The 18,007-nt window shown below is 59.0% G+C and carries 15 protein-coding genes and 1 tRNA gene; 6 read left to right on the top strand and 10 right to left on the bottom strand.

Going from position 1 to position 18,007, the window contains the following annotated elements:
• Nucleotides 1-52: 52 nt before the first annotated feature.
• Complete coding sequence (locus tag VGR81_00440) at nt 53-2,929, bottom strand: hypothetical protein (GenBank protein HEV2287400.1); 2,877 nt, start codon at nt 2,927-2,929, stop codon at nt 53-55.
• Between the two features lie 82 nt (nt 2,930-3,011).
• Here VGR81_00440 and VGR81_00445 point away from each other — a divergent pair, with 82 nt between their 5' ends.
• On the top strand, nt 3,012-3,626 hold the full coding sequence (locus tag VGR81_00445) for a hypothetical protein (GenBank protein ID HEV2287401.1): 615 nt from the start codon (nt 3,012-3,014) through the stop codon (nt 3,624-3,626).
• A 50-nt stretch (nt 3,627-3,676) separates the two neighbouring features.
• Here VGR81_00445 and VGR81_00450 read toward each other — a convergent pair whose 3' ends face one another.
• Together VGR81_00450 and VGR81_00455 are read right to left on the bottom strand one after the other, a co-directional pair.
• A complete protein-coding gene (locus tag VGR81_00450; protein HEV2287402.1) occupies nt 3,677-4,324 on the bottom strand; it encodes a hypothetical protein in 648 nt (215 codons plus the stop codon).
• A 74-nt stretch (nt 4,325-4,398) separates the two neighbouring features.
• Nucleotides 4,399-4,992 (bottom strand): hypothetical protein, encoded by a 594-nt coding sequence (locus VGR81_00455; protein ID HEV2287403.1) that lies wholly within the window; start codon nt 4,990-4,992, stop codon nt 4,399-4,401.
• A gap of 158 nt (nt 4,993-5,150) precedes the next feature.
• Here VGR81_00455 and VGR81_00460 point away from each other — a divergent pair, with 158 nt between their 5' ends.
• Nucleotides 5,151-5,912, top strand: coding sequence for a hypothetical protein (locus VGR81_00460; protein ID HEV2287404.1), 762 nt, complete (start codon nt 5,151-5,153; stop codon nt 5,910-5,912).
• A 119-nt stretch (nt 5,913-6,031) separates the two neighbouring features.
• Nucleotides 6,032-6,119 (top strand) — tRNA-Leu (locus tag VGR81_00465).
• A gap of 125 nt (nt 6,120-6,244) precedes the next feature.
• On the opposite strand, the gene VGR81_00470 is transcribed toward VGR81_00465, so the two are convergent.
• Entirely contained in the window at nt 6,245-7,525 is a 1,281-nt protein-coding gene (locus VGR81_00470) for a hypothetical protein (protein ID HEV2287405.1), read from the bottom strand.
• Nucleotides 7,526-7,907: 382 nt separating this feature from the next.
• Here VGR81_00470 and VGR81_00475 point away from each other — a divergent pair, with 382 nt between their 5' ends.
• A complete protein-coding gene (locus VGR81_00475) occupies nt 7,908-8,870 on the top strand; it encodes a response regulator (GenBank protein HEV2287406.1) in 963 nt (320 codons plus the stop codon).
• A gap of 195 nt (nt 8,871-9,065) precedes the next feature.
• A complete protein-coding gene (locus VGR81_00480) occupies nt 9,066-10,127 on the top strand; it encodes a hypothetical protein (protein ID HEV2287407.1) in 1,062 nt (353 codons plus the stop codon).
• A gap of 11 nt (nt 10,128-10,138) precedes the next feature.
• On the opposite strand, the gene VGR81_00485 is transcribed toward VGR81_00480, so the two are convergent.
• Nucleotides 10,139-11,338: a hypothetical protein gene (locus VGR81_00485; GenBank protein HEV2287408.1), complete on the bottom strand. Its 1,200-nt coding sequence runs from the start codon at nt 11,336-11,338 to the stop codon at nt 10,139-10,141.
• A gap of 302 nt (nt 11,339-11,640) precedes the next feature.
• Here VGR81_00485 and VGR81_00490 point away from each other — a divergent pair, with 302 nt between their 5' ends.
• Entirely contained in the window at nt 11,641-12,534 is an 894-nt protein-coding gene (locus VGR81_00490) for a response regulator (GenBank protein ID HEV2287409.1), read from the top strand.
• A gap of 27 nt (nt 12,535-12,561) precedes the next feature.
• Here VGR81_00490 and VGR81_00495 read toward each other — a convergent pair whose 3' ends face one another.
• The 5 genes from VGR81_00495 to VGR81_00515 form a co-directional block, all read right to left on the bottom strand.
• Complete coding sequence (locus VGR81_00495; GenBank protein HEV2287410.1) at nt 12,562-13,332, bottom strand: hypothetical protein; 771 nt, start codon at nt 13,330-13,332, stop codon at nt 12,562-12,564.
• Between the two features lie 10 nt (nt 13,333-13,342).
• A complete protein-coding gene (locus VGR81_00500) occupies nt 13,343-14,128 on the bottom strand; it encodes a hypothetical protein (protein ID HEV2287411.1) in 786 nt (261 codons plus the stop codon).
• A gap of 163 nt (nt 14,129-14,291) precedes the next feature.
• On the bottom strand, nt 14,292-16,739 hold the full coding sequence (locus VGR81_00505; protein ID HEV2287412.1) for a hypothetical protein: 2,448 nt from the start codon (nt 16,737-16,739) through the stop codon (nt 14,292-14,294).
• Between the two features lie 80 nt (nt 16,740-16,819).
• The gene (locus VGR81_00510; protein HEV2287413.1) at nt 16,820-17,242 is read right to left on the bottom strand and encodes a hypothetical protein; all 423 of its coding nucleotides are present in this window, start codon (nt 17,240-17,242) and stop codon (nt 16,820-16,822) included.
• A 30-nt stretch (nt 17,243-17,272) separates the two neighbouring features.
• Nucleotides 17,273-18,001: a DUF4145 domain-containing protein gene (locus VGR81_00515; protein ID HEV2287414.1), complete on the bottom strand. Its 729-nt coding sequence runs from the start codon at nt 17,999-18,001 to the stop codon at nt 17,273-17,275.
• Nucleotides 18,002-18,007: the final 6 nt, after the last annotated feature.

The raw sequence follows: 18,007 nt of genomic DNA on the forward strand, positions 1-18,007 counted from the left end.
GACAAGCGACGACACACGAAACAAATGCAAGAAAGCGTGGCCGTCGCAACGACTACTGGTTTGCGACACCGGGCGACGTGGCGAAGGCGCTCGTGCCGTCGAAAACGAAACTTTGCGCGCTGCACTTCCCTGCCGTCGTGCCGATGGTCATCGCGCCGCGCATGCTGCCCGGCCAGGCGAAAGTGAACGGGCCGCCGGAAGACGGCTGGCAAATGATGAAGTGCAGCCACTGGCCCGGCTGCGCGTTGCTGAGCGTGCTGGATGTCGCGCTGGCGTTGAGCGTGACTTCAAATGTGTTGCCGAGGCCGGCGTCGAAGGAAGCAGTACCGCTCGATTCCGCGACGGCGACGAAGCCGGCGGTCATGCCGTAATTATCGACGAGCCCGGCGTACGATTGGCCGCCGAAAGGCGCGAGCTTCATCGTGGTTTCGCCGAGATGCGCATTGAAAGTGAAGCTCAGCGCGGACGAGGATGCGTTCGTGGTCCACACGGTCGAGCCGGAGTTTCGCCAGGTGATGCCGCTCGCGCCGGAGGAGGAATCGATGATCGGTCCGAAAAACGTAGGCGAAGCAAAAGGCGGCGCGACAAGTTGATCGCTCGTGTTTTTCGAGAGCGTTACGTCGGCGGTGTTGGCGTGATTGCGCCAGGCGATGGCGTCGCCATCGGCGAGGCGCAGGGCGCCGCTTTGCGCGGGATTCGCGGAGAGCGTTTGAAACGCAGGCGCGGCGAGATTGTCGTTGCGCAGGCCGCAGATGGTGGCGACGAGGCAGGTCGAATCGTATGTTTTGAGCGCGTTCGCGTACGCGGCGATTTCATTGGGGCTGATGGTGCCCGCGGAAATGTAGTTCATCACCGGCGCGTAGGCTTGAATCGTGTACGTGGCGTTGAAGGGCGCGAAAAACGTGAGCAGCGCGGGATTCGTGGCGGCGGCAGTGACTTTGTAGATGCAATTCTGCCAGGACCATTCGCCGTCGCCGAGAACGGGATCGCCGGTGCAGCCGCCCGTGAGCGCGTTGCCTGTGCCGCCGACGGTGATTTGCAGCGCGGTGAAGGAGCTGCCGGAATATCCGTTGGCCGTGGCTGAGCGTACCCATGCGCCGGCGACGATGTAGTCGCCAACGGCGATGGCATGATTCTGCTGATAAAACGAAAGCGTCTCGAAGCCGGTGGCGCTCGTGTTAGACGCCTGCGAAGCGTTCGTCGAACCATCCGGCGCGAGAAAACCGGATGGCGTGAAAGTCGTTGTGCCGGAATATTGCGAAAGTATCCAGGACGAAGGATTGGTCGGCGCGATATTCGCGAAGCGCACGGGCGCGAGGCCGAAATTGCGCTGCGCGTCGTCGCGCTTGCCGAAAACCCAGCCGCCGATGAATCCCGATTGTCCCGCTTGCAGCGGAGAAATGGTCGAAGCGGCGAGTGTCTCGGGGTATTCGTTGAGGACGGTGCTGGGGCCGGAAGGTTCGCCGCCGAAAATGCCGCTCGCGGTGATGACTGCGTTGCCGTCGTTTTCGACCGCAGGCGTGGGCGCGGTGGCGTCGGCGACAGAAATGTTGCGCAGATCGTTCAGGCTGCCGTTCGAGGACGCGGTGAACCAGACCGCGCCTTTGCCGTCGGACTGACCTTCGGTGATGAAGCCGTCGACTTTCAAGCCGTCGGCGACAATGCCATTGGCTTCGATGCCGCCATCGCTGCAATGCGAATTGTAGATGTAAACGAGGCCGGGCGGATCCGTCGTCCCTTCATTATCGAGCGCCATGCACTGATGCTGCTCCGTGCCACCAGTAGCGGAAATATTCGAATCGAAATTGCTATCGTGAATATAAATCTCGAAAGAATTCGGGCCGATGAGCATCGTGGGGCCGTTCGATGCGGATGAGCCGGTGACGTAAAAATCGTCGTCTTTGAACGTGAGGTCCGCGGCGCCGGACAGGGTCGCGAAGCTGCCGTTGGAATCCTTGCCGAGGAGCACGCCGATGTTGCCACCGGCTTTGATGCGTTCGAAGCTCATCGGCCGCGATTGGCCGGAAATCCAGATGGCCGGATGATTGGAATCGTTGCCGGTCACGTTGCAACTGGGCGTCTGGCCAGAGCTGCCGTTATTTCCCGCGCCGTCGCAAACGATGCTGACATTTTTCATCACCAGCCAGCCGGAAGGCGGCGAAGAAAAATTCGGATCGTTGGGGCCGAGGATTTCGAGGCCCTGGCCCGTGACGGGTCCGCCGAATGCGGCGTTTTGTGCCAGATGAATCGTGCCGCCGCAATCGGTGAAAGAACAACCTGCGGAGCTGGGCAGATTATTCCACGCAGTATAAATATCAGCGACGGCTGTGCCGGGAGATTTGCCGTCGTTGGCGTCATTGCCGTTCACGGAATCGACGTACTGCACACCGTAACCGGGATCAGGTTTGAGCGCGGCGTTGCTTGTGAGCGCAAGATTGGCGTTGAACGAGCCGGCGGTGAGCGTGCCGGTGACGTTTGCATTTCCGCCGACGCTGAGATTTCCGCCGAGACTGAGCGTGAGCGCGCTGATGGCATTTGTAGCCGTGAGCGAACTGAAGAGCGCGTTCGAAGGATTGATGGGCAGCAGAACGTCGTGCATCGTGTACGTGTTGACGCCCGGGCCGTAGATTTGCACGGTGTACATTCCCGGCGCGGCATAGAAATGAAAGTTGCCGAGGCCGTCGGTCGAGAGCGGATTGGCCGAGGCCGTGGCGAGGGTCGCGTCGGTGTAAAGATTCGCGAGCGGCGTGCACGGCGTCACGGTGACGTTCGCGGGCTGCGTGCAGACGACGATGGTCGCGCCGGAGACGGGCTTGCCGTTTTCGCCGAAGACCACGCCGTCGTGGCGTGAGCCTTGCGCGCGCGCAGTAGATGCGGCGAAGATGAATAACAGCGCAGCGGGAATTACAAAGTCAAAGATTCGTTTCATAAATGACTGGCCCCTTGTCAGCGATGCATCGCGGCCCGAGGGTAATCGCTTTCGATACGTCATTTTGTTACTATCAGCCTCTATGAACACCTGCGCACCCTCAGATGTGCCCGCGTGGATTTCCGCTACGTTCACTTTTGTTATAGCGTTGGCCACGATTCTCTACGTTGTATACACACGCAGTCTTTGGAACGAGACCAAGAAATCGGCGGATGCAGCGAAAACAGCGGCTGAAGCTGCCAAAACATCGGCCGACATCGCGGCCGCAATGTACGGGCCAATTATCCAGGTTGCGAAATTGGGATTTGCCAGATCTCCGGCGACTCTGATCAATTCCAACCTTTTGGTGAACAGCAGCTTCGATCTCCAAATTACGTTCAAGAATTACGGCTCAGTCTCTGCCTTGGCTGACCTCGACATCAAAGCCGGTCTAAGAAGCAGACAGGGCAATCGTATGATTAAGGAAGGGTTCGAATTAGCCGCTGGAAGTGAGTGCCCAATCAGCATATCTGTAAGGATACAACCCGAAGATCTCACGCAGATCCAGAAGGGCGAGATATACAGCGTTAATATTACCTGCACATATGCGACCCTAGACGGCCAGAAACGTCACAAGTACGAAACGGAGAGAGTGCTTAGTCGCCATGACTATAGTTTTACCGCCGAGACCAACCGTACGACTCCATTGAACACTTAGCGCAGCGGAGGATTTGCGCGAAATACGGGGCGTTTGCGGATGTGGTCGATCTACGATTCGCTGTGTTGCTTGCGGGGTGATGATGGCCGGGCGGCGCGATCGGGCGGCAGATATTTCGCCGCGCGGTCCGCATCGAGAATTGCGCCGCAGTGCTTGCACAGCGCGACGCCGGCCTTCAGTTTCTCGCCGCAGACGGGGCAATCGACCGAACGCTTGGGCACGTAGGCCCATTCGCGTTCGAGGCCCATGGCGAGCGCAGCGCGGCGATGCATGTCGGAAATTTCGCGATAGGAATGGCCGCGCGCCCACATTTCGTCGGCTTCGGCGACGAGTTGCTGATACCACGCATCGCGGCGCGCGCGAGCTTCGGTGAGTTCGTTTTCCGTGGGACGTTCGCCGGTGCAGACGAAGATGCCGTGATTTTCGAGGTCCTGAATGATGTCTTCGGAAATTTCGCGCGCGGAGATGACGAATGGAAAGCGGCGATTGTCGCCGAGATCGAGCGCGTCGCCGCGCGGTGTGACGATGACAAAGGCATAGTTTTCGCCCTTCGGGCACGATGGAATGTGGAAGACGCCGTAGGTGCGCGTGACGTAAAAATCCTGATCGGAGACGGAGGCGATGGTGGCCGACGCTTCGTGCGCGGCGCTTTTCGGATTGGCAATCGTGGCCGTGCTTGGGGTCGTAGTCTGGGTCATGGAGTCTCTTTCTTCCGTTAGATTGTTGCAGCCGCGGCTTCGCGACGCGCGAAGACGCGGAAAGGCAAGATGCGTCAGGCGACAGCGATGTGCGGCGCACCGTGAAATGCGGGGCCCGTGTCGTTGAGCAACGCATCGGCGCGCGAATCCCAATCGCGCTCGCGGCGCGCTTCCCTTCTCTCGAGCGCGGCGCGATGTTCCTGGCACGGTTGCGCGCGCGCGAACTCGACGGCGCGGATGATTGCTTCGCACGCAGCGGGAGAAAGCGGAATGAATTCTCCGCGCGGGCCTTGCAGCGTGAAGCAGTGCTCGTACTCGCCGCGCCGCGGATAGGGGCCGAGTGCGGGAATCGAAACGCCGCCGGCGCGCTCGATGGTTTGTGCGTACCACTGCTGCGGCGAACCGTAAGATTCGGGCGGCAACCAGCGCTCGATGTGCCAGCGGTCAAATGGAAAGTATTTGGGCACTTCGCGCAGCTCGATGATTTCGCGCGTGACGTTGCCATGGGCGTCGGTGTCGGTCCATTTGCCGCCGATCCATGTGAGCCGCGACCAGCCCCAGACGACGCGAAAGTTCGGCTCGCCGAAGCGGTTGAGTCCGCCAGCGCGCGCGAGGCGAAGCTCGAGCGATATGGGGGCGATGTGCGTTTCGCGAAGAATTTCGATCATGATTTGAAGACGCCAGCAGCTTGACACTGCCAAGCAACTCGCATAGCATCTGTCCCCAGAATTTTCATCCTTCCCTTTGCATCGAAATGCGGACCCTTGGGGCAATTTGGAGACTTCCGCGGGGCGCGGAAATTTGAAACATTTGCACGGAGGAGTGCATGAAACGACGCATCGTTGGAATTGCAGGAATCACGGCTGCGCTGATCGCCGGAATTTTGTTCGCGCCGAAGCCGGCCGCTGCACAGCAGCAAGATTATTACACCTATGTATCGTATTGGGCCGTTCCGAGAGCGCAATGGGCCGCGTTTGAAAAGCAACTGGACTCAGGCAATGCGATGCAGCAAAAGCTCGTGGCCGACGGGACGCTCGTCGCATGGGGCAATGACGAAATTCGCGTTCACCAGGAAGACGGCTGGACACATGAAACCTGGATGATGGCCAATAGCCGCGCGAATCTTTTGAAGGCGCTCGAGGCGGAGTGGTCGACGGCTACGAACGCCAACTACGTTTCGGCAACGAAGCACGTGGATTATTTCCTGCATACCCTCGCGCACAGCGGCAAGACGGCGACATCGTCGAGCGGATATATGCGCGTGGCGATTTATCAGGCCAAGCCGGGAAGCGCTGAACTGCTCGAGCATCTCTTGATGTCCCAGGTGAAGCCCATGCTCGATTCAGCCATCAGCAAAGGCACGCTGCTGATGTACAACATCGATACCGAAGAAATTCACACTGACCCGATGGGCGCATACGATCTCGCAATGCTATTCCCGGATGGTGCGGCGATGGACAAGTTCTACGCCGATTTCGCGGAAACCATGAAGGCGAACCCAGCGTTTGGTGATCTATTTAACAGCCTGACCGTGACAGAAGCTCACCGCGACTCGTTGAGCCGCGCGGTGAACTTTCAGCATCAGTAGCAGCGTAAGGGTGGGAAAAACCGCTCTTGCGGTCCGCAGATTGTCGTATTCGCGTGTGAGTAGATAACGTTGTAGTGAACTATCTACTGTGTTATAAGTCAACCGCTGAGGCGCGTTTCGGAGAGTGCTGCCAGAGAGGGCACTGGACACGCCTCAGAAGCGTTGGGGGTTGGGAACAGCCTCGGAGTTCGAGTCTCCCACTCTCCGTTCTTGCTCTCAACGCGGCATTGCAGCGGCGGTTTTTCTGTGGTATCGTTTGGTTGCTTCTGAGGCGTGTCCAAGACACGTTTGAATTTCGAGGGCGGCGGAAACGCCGCCCTTTTTGTTTTTGATTAGTAGCCGGTGGGAATGGCGAGCGAATCGATATAGGCGCCGGAGCGCGGGGATTCGTTCCAGACCTGGAAGCCGGTGACGAAGTAAAAGATGTACGCCGCGGAGAGGCCGCCCGAAGCGCCATAAATCGGGAACACGGTTTGGCCGCCGACGTCGTAGAAATCGATGTCCTGCATCACGGCGCGTCCCCAGTGCGACAAATCGAGGAAGTCGATGCGCGCCTGATTGGCGTTGATGGAAGATTTGATGGGCACGCCAGCCATGGTCAGCTCGCCGGTGAAGAGCAAGTCGAGATCGCTGGCGCGGCCGCCGGCTCCTTCCTTGATGATTTGCGAAATGCTGATGCCGAGCTGCTCCCATGCGTTTTCCTGTTCGAGCGCCGTGTAAGCGATAAGTTTGCCGATTTGATTTGTGCCCAGCGCTTTGCGGACTTTGTTGATCGCGAGGCGAACGACGCCGGGAGTGATGGCGGCGTTGTTGCCGGCAACGTGCGGCGTGGCAAGCTCGACGGGATACGTGGCGCGATTGAGGTTGAGCCACGTGCCCGTGGTGGCGTTGGTCTGATGATACGGCACGCCGAAAAGCGAGATGGGTTGCGCGCCGGTGAGGCCGTCGTGAACGACGGCGTCGCCGACGGAAGCGCCAGTCGGAAGATTATCGATCTGAATGAATTTGTTGAACGGATCGACAAGCAGGATGTTGGACGTGACGCTCGCGGCGACGTTGCGGTTGGTGGTGAGCGTCGAATCGTAAAACTGAATCGTCTGGTTGTAGTAGAAGAGCGCCGCGCCCGGAGGCGTGGTCAAATTGATTTGCGCGCCGACGCCGGCGGGCAGGCCGGTGGTCACGATGGAGCCGACCGTGCCGAGGACCCCGTTGCCGTTCGTTTGCATGACTTTGTCGAGAAAACTTCGGAACTGCGCCATGCCGTTTTTCACTTCGCGCTTGGCGGCGTTCTCGACAGCTTTCTCCGGCGAATTCGTGCTGTACTCGACGAGCTTGGTGATTTCGACGGCGTTCCGGAAAAATACGGGCGTGACTTGCGCCACGTCGTAGGTCGTGCCGGAGCCGCGGCCCAGATCGCCGCCGTCGAGATTGGCCAGGCCGGCTTTGCCTCCGGGACGGATTTGCAACGGGAGGCGCATATTTCGGCTGGAGACTTTTTCGACGTCGCCGCGCTGCTGGATCATGGTGAGCAGGATGTCGTCCCGCTCGTAGAGCAGCGGGAGTTTGTCGCGTACTTTTTCGAGCTGCAGTGCAACGGACTGCGCATTTTGCATTTGTGCTATTGAGTTGTTCTCCTAGGAGTTGAAATTCAAAGCGATGGTGCGGGGTCTTCAGTCAGGGTCGGTGAAAGCGTTGCTTGTCTTCGGTTCCATGTCGCCACAAGAAAGCGCGAGGCGTAAGACATCCATAAAATCAAGCGAAAACGCGGGCGAGGAAGCTTCTGTACGCAAAAATATACGAAACACAGTTTGCGAATTGCGGCCCGGAGGCGCGGTTTGGTCGGCTAGTACGTTGGTACCAGTGCGAAAGTGCTGAACGTACTGGCAGAATGTAACCCTCGCGCTATATCAGCGTGCCCGGCAAAATGCAAAACTTACGCATATTCAATGAACGGCCCGCGGCGAGCGCGGGCAATAATCGAACTGAGGCGCGGCAATGGGTGAATTGACAGTCGACACGATCGCAACACTCGAAAAACCAATGGCGGAAGCAACGGAAACCAACGAAGCAGCGGCAGCGGCGGACCGTTCGCCCGAACGCCGCCGGCGCCTGCGCACGAAGCTCTCGGCTCCGGTGCGCGTGCGCGCGAATGCAGGCGTTTCGCAGAAGGCGGAAGTCTGCACGACGGTGGACGCGTCGCGCGACGGCTTGCTCTTCACCACGCAAAGCTTGGAATACCGGCGCGGCATGGATTTGGCGGTCACGTTCCCCTATTCCGGCGCCGCCGGCGGCGTGCAGCACGAGCGCACTGCCGTCGTTGCGCGCGTTTTCGAAATGCCCGAAGGGCGATATGGCGTCGGCATCCGATTCTACGAAGGCAAGCGGCCGAACTTCACCGCTGAAGCCGCCGAGGATGCGAAGACCTCTTCGTCTGGACAAAAGGCCGGCGCTGTGGCGCTGGATCTCGAAAAACCGAAGCCGCTGGTGCTCGTCGTCGAAGAGGACCGCCGGGCGCGCGAAGCCATGACGCTGGTTCTGAACAATGAAGGATACGCCGTCGAAACCGTGGAGACCGGCGCGGAAGCCGTGGAAATTTTGCGGCAGCGCACGCCGAACCTGCTGATCACGGAAATCGAAATCACGGATATGTCCGGCTACGATCTCTGCTTGATCGTAAAATCAAACGAGAGATTGCAGCGCGTTCCCGTGGTGATGACTACGCGCGCGGGGCAGCCCAACGATTATTCGACAGCGCATGCGCTCGGCGCAATCGTTTGCATGTCGAAGCCGTATAAGCAGGAGCGCTTGCTGCACGTCGTGCGCATGCTCGCGCCGACGGCGACGGCGCAGGAAATGCCCGCGCTGCCGAGCATGGGGCGCCAGGGTCGTGTCAACGGCCGTGGGCACGCGCATCAAGCGAACGGTCACGCGCACAATAAGCATCGCGCGCGGCGGTAAGCTTTCCGGCTACGCGATCTGCGCGGAGCCGCTTCCCTCAGTTGCTGGTGGCAGGCGCATTGCCTGCCATCGGCAAAAATCATAGCTTCCCATTCCCGTATGCAGAACAGTCGGTCGTAGGGGCGACCCTTGGGTCGCCCGGGCGAGGCAAGCCTCGCCCCTACAGTGTTCTTCCGCGGTGATTGCGCGAATACTATGCCAGTGGTAATCTTCCCCTACTCCATGCCTTACAGTAATTTTCTTCGAAGAGATGTCGCCCTGCTTCCCGTGGCGGCAATCCTTCTTGCTGCGATTCCCTTTTTCGCAGTATTTGGCCACGACACCCAGGAGAGTAAGAAGGAACTCAAAGCACAGGCCGAAGCGCTGCTCGCAAAATCGCAAGGGTTGAGCAATATCGAGGCGCCAGGGAGCCCTCCGTTTGTTCTCAACATGAAAATTCATTACCGGATCGGCGCGCAGTCCATGGATGGTCAGGGGCAAATCATTTGGCTGGCGCCGGATCATTATCGCGAGGCGTTTAACTCGCCCGGCTACGAGTACACAGAAATTGTGCGTGACGGGTATCAATATCTTTCAAGAACTAAGGACGAGATGCCGTTGCAGATGTATGAGCTTCGCAATGCAATTGTCGCGGCGATGCATGGCGGTGTAAATCCCGCAGACCTAAAAATCAAACAAGTGAAGGCCGAACCGAGCGATAGTCACATAATCTGTGTTGATTATGACGCGTTTGCACCGATCACCGATTGTCTGGACGGCGACGGCGATGTAGTCAGTTCAGAAATGCAGACGAAGGACGTCCAAGGTATTCTGGCGCGACATTACGAATTCAGTGATTTTGCTGCTTTCGAAGCGAAGCGGTTTCCTCGGAAAATCGCATTTCGCGGCGGCGACGGCGATGGCATTGAAATTGAGGTCTCGCAGCTTGCGGCAGTGAAGACAGTTGCGCCTGTTGCGTTTAATGTTCCAGCCGGAGCAATGAAGGAAGCCTGGTGCGAGAGCCCAACCTCGGAGCCACTACATCCGGCTTCTCGCGTAGACAATCGTAACGAATTTATGACACTTCTGGATGCTGAGGCGTCGGTATATCTCGTGGTAGACGCGAACGGGCACGTGCGCGCGGGAACCGTCATCCATCAAACACGTGCAATCAGATATGACGATCTAAAGACAATGTTTCGGGCCATGCGTTTTCCCCGTACTCTTTGCGGCAACAATGGAATCGAGTACGAGACAATAATGCATTTCGGTCATTGATCCGTTTCCTTCTACAAATTGAGAATGTCGGCGTCGGAGAGGCGCTTGTAGTCGACGTCGCGCGGCGAGAGCGGCTTGCGATTAACGCCATCAGATGGCGAGGCGCCGGCGATATCGACGCGCTTGGCGGCGGATTCGTGGCGCGAGAGTCGTTCGCGATTCGCGGCGACGACGCTGCCAGTCCATTCGCCGATGACGCGCTTGGCGATCGCGGGCAGCGCCTGCTTGGCGCGCCCGGAGAGGAGCGCGACGATGGCGCGCTGATGTGCGGCGTCGCCCGTGCCGCCTTGAAACGCGTCGCGGAGCTGCTGGCCGAGCTGGCGATTGGCGCGCAGCGTCGCGTCAATTTCGCGATAGATTTCGCCGACGATGCGCGTGCGCGTCGCGGCAGAAACGCTTTGCGGCAAAAGGTGTTCGACCTGCGACTGAATCGCCCCAATGATTTGCTGCACAGCGGCGGCGTTGGTGGAATGAAAGAAGGCGATTTTCGCGGCGCGCTGTGGATCCACGAATGGCTGCGCGGGATTGGCCGGCGCGACGGGCGCAGCGGCGCCTGGCGTGGGAACTGGCACAGCAGGAGGCGTTTGACTCGCGGCTTGCGCTGCGGGTGGCGCATTTACATGCGCGGCAGCAGTTGTCGCAGGCGCTGATGCGTTTACTGTGCCTGTCGTGGCTGCTGCAGTTGTTTGCGTTAGCGCGGCGGGCGGATTTGCGTTTGCTGCGGCGAGCTTCGCCGAATGTGCGTGCATCGCTTGCGCCAGGCCGTGAAACGCTGCGGGCGACAATTCGTGCATGTGCGCGGCGAGCGCGGCGTGATCCGCGGGCTGCGCGGAGAAAAACATGGCGTCGAGATCGTCAAGCTGCGCTTTCGCGTCGCGCGCCGCTTCCGGCGTGGCGAACACGGAGCGATAGGCTTGCGCTTCGGCGAACGCCTGCTGCAATTCCGGATGCGCCTCCAGAGCTTTTGTTGCTCGCGCGGAAAGCGCGGGCGGAGCGGAAGTGCTGGCCGCGGTTTCCGCCGGAGGATTTGCGCCGCTTGCCGCGGAGGCGCTGCTTGCGTCGTCCGGCGGCGGCGCCGGCTTTGCGACGGCGGTTACCAAGCCGAGAATTTCGTCGTCGGAGGGATGCTGCTGCGCCGAACGCGAATGCGCTGCGCGAGCGGTGGTCGAACGCGCGCCGCGCGACGGAACTGCCGTTGTATTTACAGCCATGAATTTTCTCCTTTTCTCAAATTTGCCGGTGCGATAGCGCGCGGCGAAAACAATGCGAACAGGCCAAGCGATGGTTCCGTTCAGAGCATCTGAGGCTCGGCGGCACAGTGGCAAATGCAGCACAAACGAGCTTTCGTACTATTGGCCGCGGTGCTACTCTCGGTGGAGTATAAACGTGCTCGGGCCGCGCCATTTGCGCCCGCCGCAACCTGTCGCTCGACCGCCGCAATGGGACGATCGCAAGGGGGCTTGAGAGCGCTGCCAGCGAAAGCGATTTCTGGCGTGCCTCATGAGGTGCTGCAATGGGAACTTTGAATTCCGAAAATTTGATGGACTCTCCGAAAAGCGCGGAAGCTGATTCCGAGCGGCGTCGGCGCAAGCGTGTGCGCGTCTCAGCGCAGGTGCGCGTGCGCGCCACGGATCCGCGCGCCAAGGACTTCACCGAAATTGCGATGACCGTTGACGTCTCGCGCGACGGAATTCTTTTCGCGACCGACCGGCGCGATTTCTGGAAGGGCATGTCCATCGGCGTGACATTTCCCTTCTCCAATGCGCCCGGCGCGTTGAATTCGGAAGAACCCGCCGAAGTCGTTCGCACCGTCGAGCTGGCCGAAAATCGCATTGGCGTCGGAGTTCAATTTCGCCGCAGCCAGCAAAAAGCCACAGCGGCAACGGCTGCCGCGGGGCCTGGTTCCAAAGAAAAATCGCAGACGCACGGCGCTTCTTCGGCGGCGAAAGGCGCGGCGCTGCCGGCTTCGAATGCGCGGCCCATCATTCTTGCCGTCGAGCCGGATCAGCGCGCGCAGGATCAGTTGAAAAATCTGCTCGCGCCGGAAGGCTATGACGTCTTCGCTGTTTCCACTGGAGCTGCGGCGCTGGATATTCTGAAAACCACGATTCCTTCGTGCTTCATCGCGGAGGTCGAAGCGGGCGACACGTCCGGATACGATCTCTGCCTGATTATCAAGAACAGCGACCGGCTGCGGCACGTGCCGGTTGTGCTCGTGACGCGCAACGCCACTCCCGCCGACTACGCGGCGAGCCACAATTTCGGCGCGGTCGTTTGCATGGCCAAGCCTTTCAAGCCCGAGCGCATGCTGCAAGTCGTGCGGCTTGTCGCGCCGCCGAATCGCGGCGACAAATCGGCGTACGGCAACACGCGCGGCGAAACGCCCCTCATCGAACGGCATTTGTAAACTCCAGAGACGCACTGCCAAATCCTCTTAGCGGATAATAACAATCTTAACTTTCACGTCTTTTGAAGGATTTCCGTTTTCTAGAGTCTTTAGGAACGGCCCAAAAGTCTTTATGGGTGAAGCTCCGATGGCCCAAACTGGCAGCGGCTGACCGTAGTCGAGAAAGAAGTGCGTGGCACCGCCCGTTGGGTCCGGTTCAGCATTCGCTTCTTGCGCTGCGCGTCGAGAATCCTTGCGAGCGGCAGCAGCCTCCGCTGAGGATACCGTTGAGGTAGCGGCAACGCGCCGTCTTTGCCTGCGGATCGCTTGGTCGCGGCGCGGCGCACTGAGGTTGAGCGCGAGCGCGAAACTGGTTTTGGTCCACGTTTGCTTAGCGTGCAGAAGCTCCGCATCATCCATGTATGCAGTCAAATAGCTCGGCTGGCTCGGAGGGAACCGATCCTCGGGTCTGCCATACAGAAATGCGGTGCCGTCACTCCCGATCCAAAACATTCGCAAGACTTCGCCATACGGCATCAGCTTATAGATCGCCCATGCGAGACCCTGATTATTGAAAGCTGGTTGAATATATAGTTGCAACTGATACGAGCCTTTCTCTGCGGGTACCCCCGCGTCATAGCCATCGGCTTGCAGATGGTTGGCGTAAATTTCGTCCTGAATTGCTTGGATTAGCGAGTGAATATCGCCACTGCTGACAGGCGCTTCCGGGATCGATGTGCGGCACTGTTGCGCAGCAGAAGAACACTGAAGAAGTAATAACCACAGGCCAACAGCAAATATTTGGAAGCGGCGGTTCATTCCACACTCATTAGTGTTTTAGATGGTAAACCCGGATGTACACTTTACCACCTTTCTTAGGGCCATGCACGCCGCCTTGGCCCGAGGTAATCCGGAAAGGACCAAACGATTTTATGGGCGTCTTTTTTGCAGCCCACGCAGGAGGTGCCTGGCCGTAATCCATATAGTAATGTGTTGCTCCGATGGTTGGGTCCACACCGGACGCAGCCCCTTGCGCCGCTTTGAGCGAGTCGTTATAGGCGTGCTTCACTGGAGGGTAATTGTGGATCGCATCGACTTCTTTCGAACGGAGATTTTCAGGCGCTACTATACCGAGTTTCCCCGATGTTTCGCGGTTTTCAAGTACGTGAGCTATATACAAACGGGCATCATGGAGATCTTGTGCACTGCCAGGGCCGTGCTTGGTGATAGGTCGTAAGTCCGAAGTCTCGTTGTACACGCGATTCGCATTTTGAACGGGGGTCTCGGGTTCTTGCGTCGTTTGCGGCGATTTCTGGGCAGGATGTGTTTGCTGCGGCGCTGGATGCTGAGAAAGGTGCTGCCGCTGATTCGCGGAGTTGGGCTGCTGGTCGGCCAGAAGCCGGATTCCCGGCTCGCGCTGACGCGCATCATAACCAGGCACCGGGTCAGTCTCGTGTGGCGTATGAGGTCCGAGAAATTCGTTGCGAAATTCTCTTTCGGGATCGTTCAAGCGGGCGCGTTCGAGAGCTGCACCGTACTGCGGATTCATGTAATACCGTTCGTTGATCAAAGGCATCTTGTCCTCTTTAGCGCAAGTAAATCGGTCGACCAGCAATGAGGGTTTTTAGGTGGGCGAAAACAGAGTCGCGTTTGCGTGAATGCCTAGCATGCAAGAGACGTCGTCGCATTCCGCAACTGCAACAGCGGACTCATTTTCGCCCCACCCAAGAAGCGTTCCGGACTCGCTCGGAATGACAACAAGAGGCAAAGCGGCGCGACTATTTCGTCGGGCCAGCGTTGCGCGCCGACTGCGTGGCGGCTTGCGTTATCTGCGCCTGTTGCCGGAGCAGAAATTTCTGATGCACTTGTGCGTGCGCGCGGACGTTGGCGTAGCCCGCGGGGGATGCGATTTTCGCCGCCTGGCCGGCGTCGGAGGAAAACCAGCACATGCAGGACTCAAGTTCGATGGCGTGATTATCCGTGAATTCGTCGGGCATGATGGACGGCAGAAGTTTTTCAGCAGAGGCGCCAGATTCCCCGGCCTTCGCAGAAGGCGCGAAGGATGGGCCACCCGCGGTATTTTCATGCGGTGAAGACATAGGCTGAGAACTCGCGACACCGGAAATCACGACCGGCTGTTCTTCGAGCAACTGCGAAATCTCGCGGTACTGCTTGGTGCGCGATTCTTCGTCAGGAATAACAAGCTCGTCGAGACCGATGAGGCGCTTGAGCAAGCCCAGATTCGACGGATCGCCGAGCACGGCTTGAATGCGCGGATCTGGATTGGCCATCAACTGCATCAGCACACCGCGCTGCTCGGACCACAGCGTCGGATATTGCTCTTCCGTTTCCGGATGCGAAAACAAATTCCCTTTCAAATCGGCGAGGCGAATCCATTTCGATTCGAACGCTGCGCCGGCGCCCAAGAGTGTGATTTCGACGTCGCCGGGGCGATTTTTGCGGAAGCAATCGACGGCCGCGAGCATCAAGTCGGCGTGAAAGAATTTCATGCGCCGCCAGACAAGCCCGATGCGGCCCATGGCTTGATCTCGCGCCATGGCATAGCCGCTCGCGGTGCTGGTGTTCGTCATCGCGCCGCCAAAAAGCGCGGGGAATGCGCCAGTGAGAAATTGCGCGACAGGGCCCATCAGGTCGGCGGCGTGCATCGAGAGATCCGGCGGAATGCGCGCGGGCGCGGGCTGGAAAAATCCCGCGGCGAGAGGCATGCCGGGCTTAGCTTTCGCCGGATAATGCGCGCCGGGCTCGGCGGATTGCGATTGCAGCGCATCGAAATCGAGCACTTCGCTATCGGCGTAAATCGGCGGGATTCCGTATTCGTAGGTTTCGATCTGCATGTTCGAGAGCGTGTTGAAACGCTCCTGCACGCTGATGAGCGAATCGCCGAGCGCGGGACGTCCGCTCGAGCCGTCGCCGGGCATCGCGTGCATCACGCGCCAGTGGTCGTCCACGTTTTCGTTGCGCGATTCGCAGTAGGCGTCGCCGGCGAAGGCCACATAGCAGCCGTCGGGAAATAATTCGAGCAGTTCGGCGCGCAGCGCTTTGTCGTCGAGCTGATAAAACGCCCACGGGCGCAGCCAAGTGCGCTGAAACGTGATGAGATTCGGATTGTAATCGCCGCCAGCGGTCAGCGGTCCGCCCTGCGATTGTTCGAGCCGCGCGAGGCGTTCATACTGCGCCGATTCTCCTGCGGCGATGGGCGCGCCGATTTTGTCCGCGGCGTGCGGATAGGCCGCGCGCAAACGCGCCTGATGCACTTCCATGTTCCATTGCAAAAATGGATATTCGTGAATTTCGTTGGCCCACGGCGGAGTTTTCAGCTCCAGCGCGCCGACGATGGTGATGATTTCCTGCCCGTTCGCCACGCGCAACGTGCGCACGCCCGCGGGAACCGTGACGATTTCTTCGGGCACGAAATTCTCTTCGAGCAGCAGCGCGCCGCACATCGCGCAGCTCATCGGTGCGCCATCTTGCGGGCCGGGATGCTGGGTCGGCGCGTTTTTCGTTTCCGCGCCGCACGCCGGGCAAATCCACACACCGCCGATTTTCACTTGCCGCTCGTCGAGCTCCATTTCCGGATGAAAACCGAAGCGCTGGCCATCCACGACGTAGCGCACATGCGCGCCGATTTTGCCGCCGGTCCAGAGATGAAACGCTTCCTCGACGAGCAAATTGCCGACGCGATTATTCAGTTCGATGAGTTTCGAGACTTCGCTCGCGGCCTTTGCCGAAGCGACGTCCGCTTCTGTCTCCGCCGACTGCGGAAAAAATCGCACGCGCGGAATATCCTGGCTGAGAACGGAAATAATCGAGAGGCCGAAGGCCTGATAAATGTTGGTGACGAATTCGTAGCGCGGCATATCTTCGAGCGAGCTTTGATCCGCGAATTTCTCCTCGAAGGGCAGATGCCAGTTCTGGTCGCGGTCGCTCCACCAGAGATATTGCATGCCGCGCCAGAATTGATGAGCTTGCTTGATGCGGCGAATTTCGGCGCGGCGCGAGATTTCGGATTCAGTAGTCAGTTCGAGCACGATGCGGCGCAGCGCGTTTTGCAGCCGATCGGGAAGCTGCTCGTTGTTCTGACCGAAGGCATTCGCGGCCATTGCCGTCGCGCGCGTGGCCAGCCGGTCGGTTGCGTTTCCCTGCTCTACCGGAACGGACGCGGGATTCGGCGCCGATGTTTGTTCTGACGATTGTTTGAGAGTCATAAGATTGTGCCGTACGGAACGCAGTGGCTAGTGACGATTGGCTGGCGGCTAGACACGCCTGAATCCACAACGGTGTTCAATTACGCGCGCGGGACGACGTTGCGCGGCGCGGGAAAAGTTTCTGTGTTGGATTCACGTTCGCGCTGCGCGGCGCGCAAGTCTTCGATTTCCAGCGCGCGCCCAATTTGGTGCCACGAACGTCGCCGAAGCGGCGCCGCGTGCGAGTTCCCGTCTGAGTTCGCAGCAGCCGGCCGAACGGCCGTCGCTACAAAACCGTGGATGTTGTTCTCATCGTGGCCGGTGTTGATGCGCGCCGCAACCGATGCCGAGCGAATCGGCGGAATGCCCGCCACGCCGAGAATGGAATTCACCAGCGCGCGATTTTCCGCGCGCAGCCGCGCCACTTCGTCTTCGAGCGCGCGTACGTAGCTTACGCGCGGCCGTCTTGCAGCACGCGAGCGCAGTCCCGCGGCAATTTTTCGCCAAATAGTTTCGAACGGCATTCGATGTCGTTGTTGTTGTTGCTAGAGTCTTTACGGCTGCGCTGGCTGCGGCGGCGTTTGCGCAGGTGTGGGTTTACGCGCAGCAAGCCGCGCAGGAGTGACATAGACACTGTCAAAAAAATGCTTCGTAAACGCAATGATATCGTCCGCATCGTTCTCTGAAACGTCCTTCAGACCATCCTTGTCAGGGTGAGCGCCGTCGTTGCCTGTAAGCCTGACCTCGCGAGCGTAATCCTTAAGGGAAGCCGTAAGCTTGCCCTTCATTGCAAGCTCGTCAATCTGCTCTACTAACTTCTTGTCCGAGGCGCCGACGTGCAGCACGCTGCTCTGAATGGCGCGGCGACACATCGTAACAGTCGCCTTGTACGCTTTGATCCACCTGCAACGGAGCGCCTCCGCGAAATCTTCGCGAATTGACGACGGCACCGCCTCATCAACCGAATCGTTGGGCTTGCCAAGCGGATAGAAAGCCTCCAATAGATACGGTCCCGTGGCTAGATTCCTTCGTCCGACGAGGAGAATGAAGCTTTTGCAATTCTGGCATTGAGCCGGATGCACCATCCTTAAAGTGCCATTGTCACAATATGGCCCGCCGACTGGCTCGAAATATGAGGGGACGCCGCAGTGTGGACAGCTACCTCTTCCGCCAACCTTGGCAGACTGGGGTCCCAAATTGACGAGTTCCATGGCCAGATTGTAGCACGGCCATAGCATGTCAATGCCTTGCAGAATTGCGTCAATGAACGAGCCTTCTGGCATGGTTTA

The organism is Candidatus Acidiferrales bacterium, assembly GCA_035934015.1.
Classification (GTDB): Bacteria; Acidobacteriota; Terriglobia; order Acidiferrales; family UBA7541; genus DAHUXN01.

Excerpts from the sequence above, each read along its gene's own strand:
- VGR81_00440 (HEV2287400.1), bottom strand. The coding sequence starts at position 2,929 with ATGAAACGAATCTTTGACTTTGTAATTCCCGCTGCGCTGTTATTCATC.
- VGR81_00445 (HEV2287401.1), top strand. The coding sequence starts at position 3,012 with ATGAACACCTGCGCACCCTCAGATGTGCCCGCGTGGATTTCCGCTACG.
- VGR81_00450 (HEV2287402.1), bottom strand. The coding sequence starts at position 4,324 with ATGACCCAGACTACGACCCCAAGCACGGCCACGATTGCCAATCCGAAA.
- VGR81_00455 (HEV2287403.1), bottom strand. The coding sequence starts at position 4,992 with ATGATCGAAATTCTTCGCGAAACGCACATCGCCCCCATATCGCTCGAG.
- VGR81_00460 (HEV2287404.1), top strand. The coding sequence starts at position 5,151 with ATGAAACGACGCATCGTTGGAATTGCAGGAATCACGGCTGCGCTGATC.
- VGR81_00470 (HEV2287405.1), bottom strand. The coding sequence starts at position 7,525 with ATGCAAAATGCGCAGTCCGTTGCACTGCAGCTCGAAAAAGTACGCGAC.
- VGR81_00475 (HEV2287406.1), top strand. The coding sequence starts at position 7,908 with ATGGGTGAATTGACAGTCGACACGATCGCAACACTCGAAAAACCAATG.
- VGR81_00480 (HEV2287407.1), top strand. The coding sequence starts at position 9,066 with ATGCCAGTGGTAATCTTCCCCTACTCCATGCCTTACAGTAATTTTCTT.
- VGR81_00485 (HEV2287408.1), bottom strand. The coding sequence starts at position 11,338 with ATGGCTGTAAATACAACGGCAGTTCCGTCGCGCGGCGCGCGTTCGACC.
- VGR81_00490 (HEV2287409.1), top strand. The coding sequence starts at position 11,641 with ATGGGAACTTTGAATTCCGAAAATTTGATGGACTCTCCGAAAAGCGCG.
- VGR81_00495 (HEV2287410.1), bottom strand. The coding sequence starts at position 13,332 with ATGAACCGCCGCTTCCAAATATTTGCTGTTGGCCTGTGGTTATTACTT.
- VGR81_00505 (HEV2287412.1), bottom strand. The coding sequence starts at position 16,739 with ATGACTCTCAAACAATCGTCAGAACAAACATCGGCGCCGAATCCCGCG.
- VGR81_00510 (HEV2287413.1), bottom strand. The coding sequence starts at position 17,242 with ATGCCGTTCGAAACTATTTGGCGAAAAATTGCCGCGGGACTGCGCTCG.
- VGR81_00515 (HEV2287414.1), bottom strand. The coding sequence starts at position 18,001 with ATGCCAGAAGGCTCGTTCATTGACGCAATTCTGCAAGGCATTGACATG.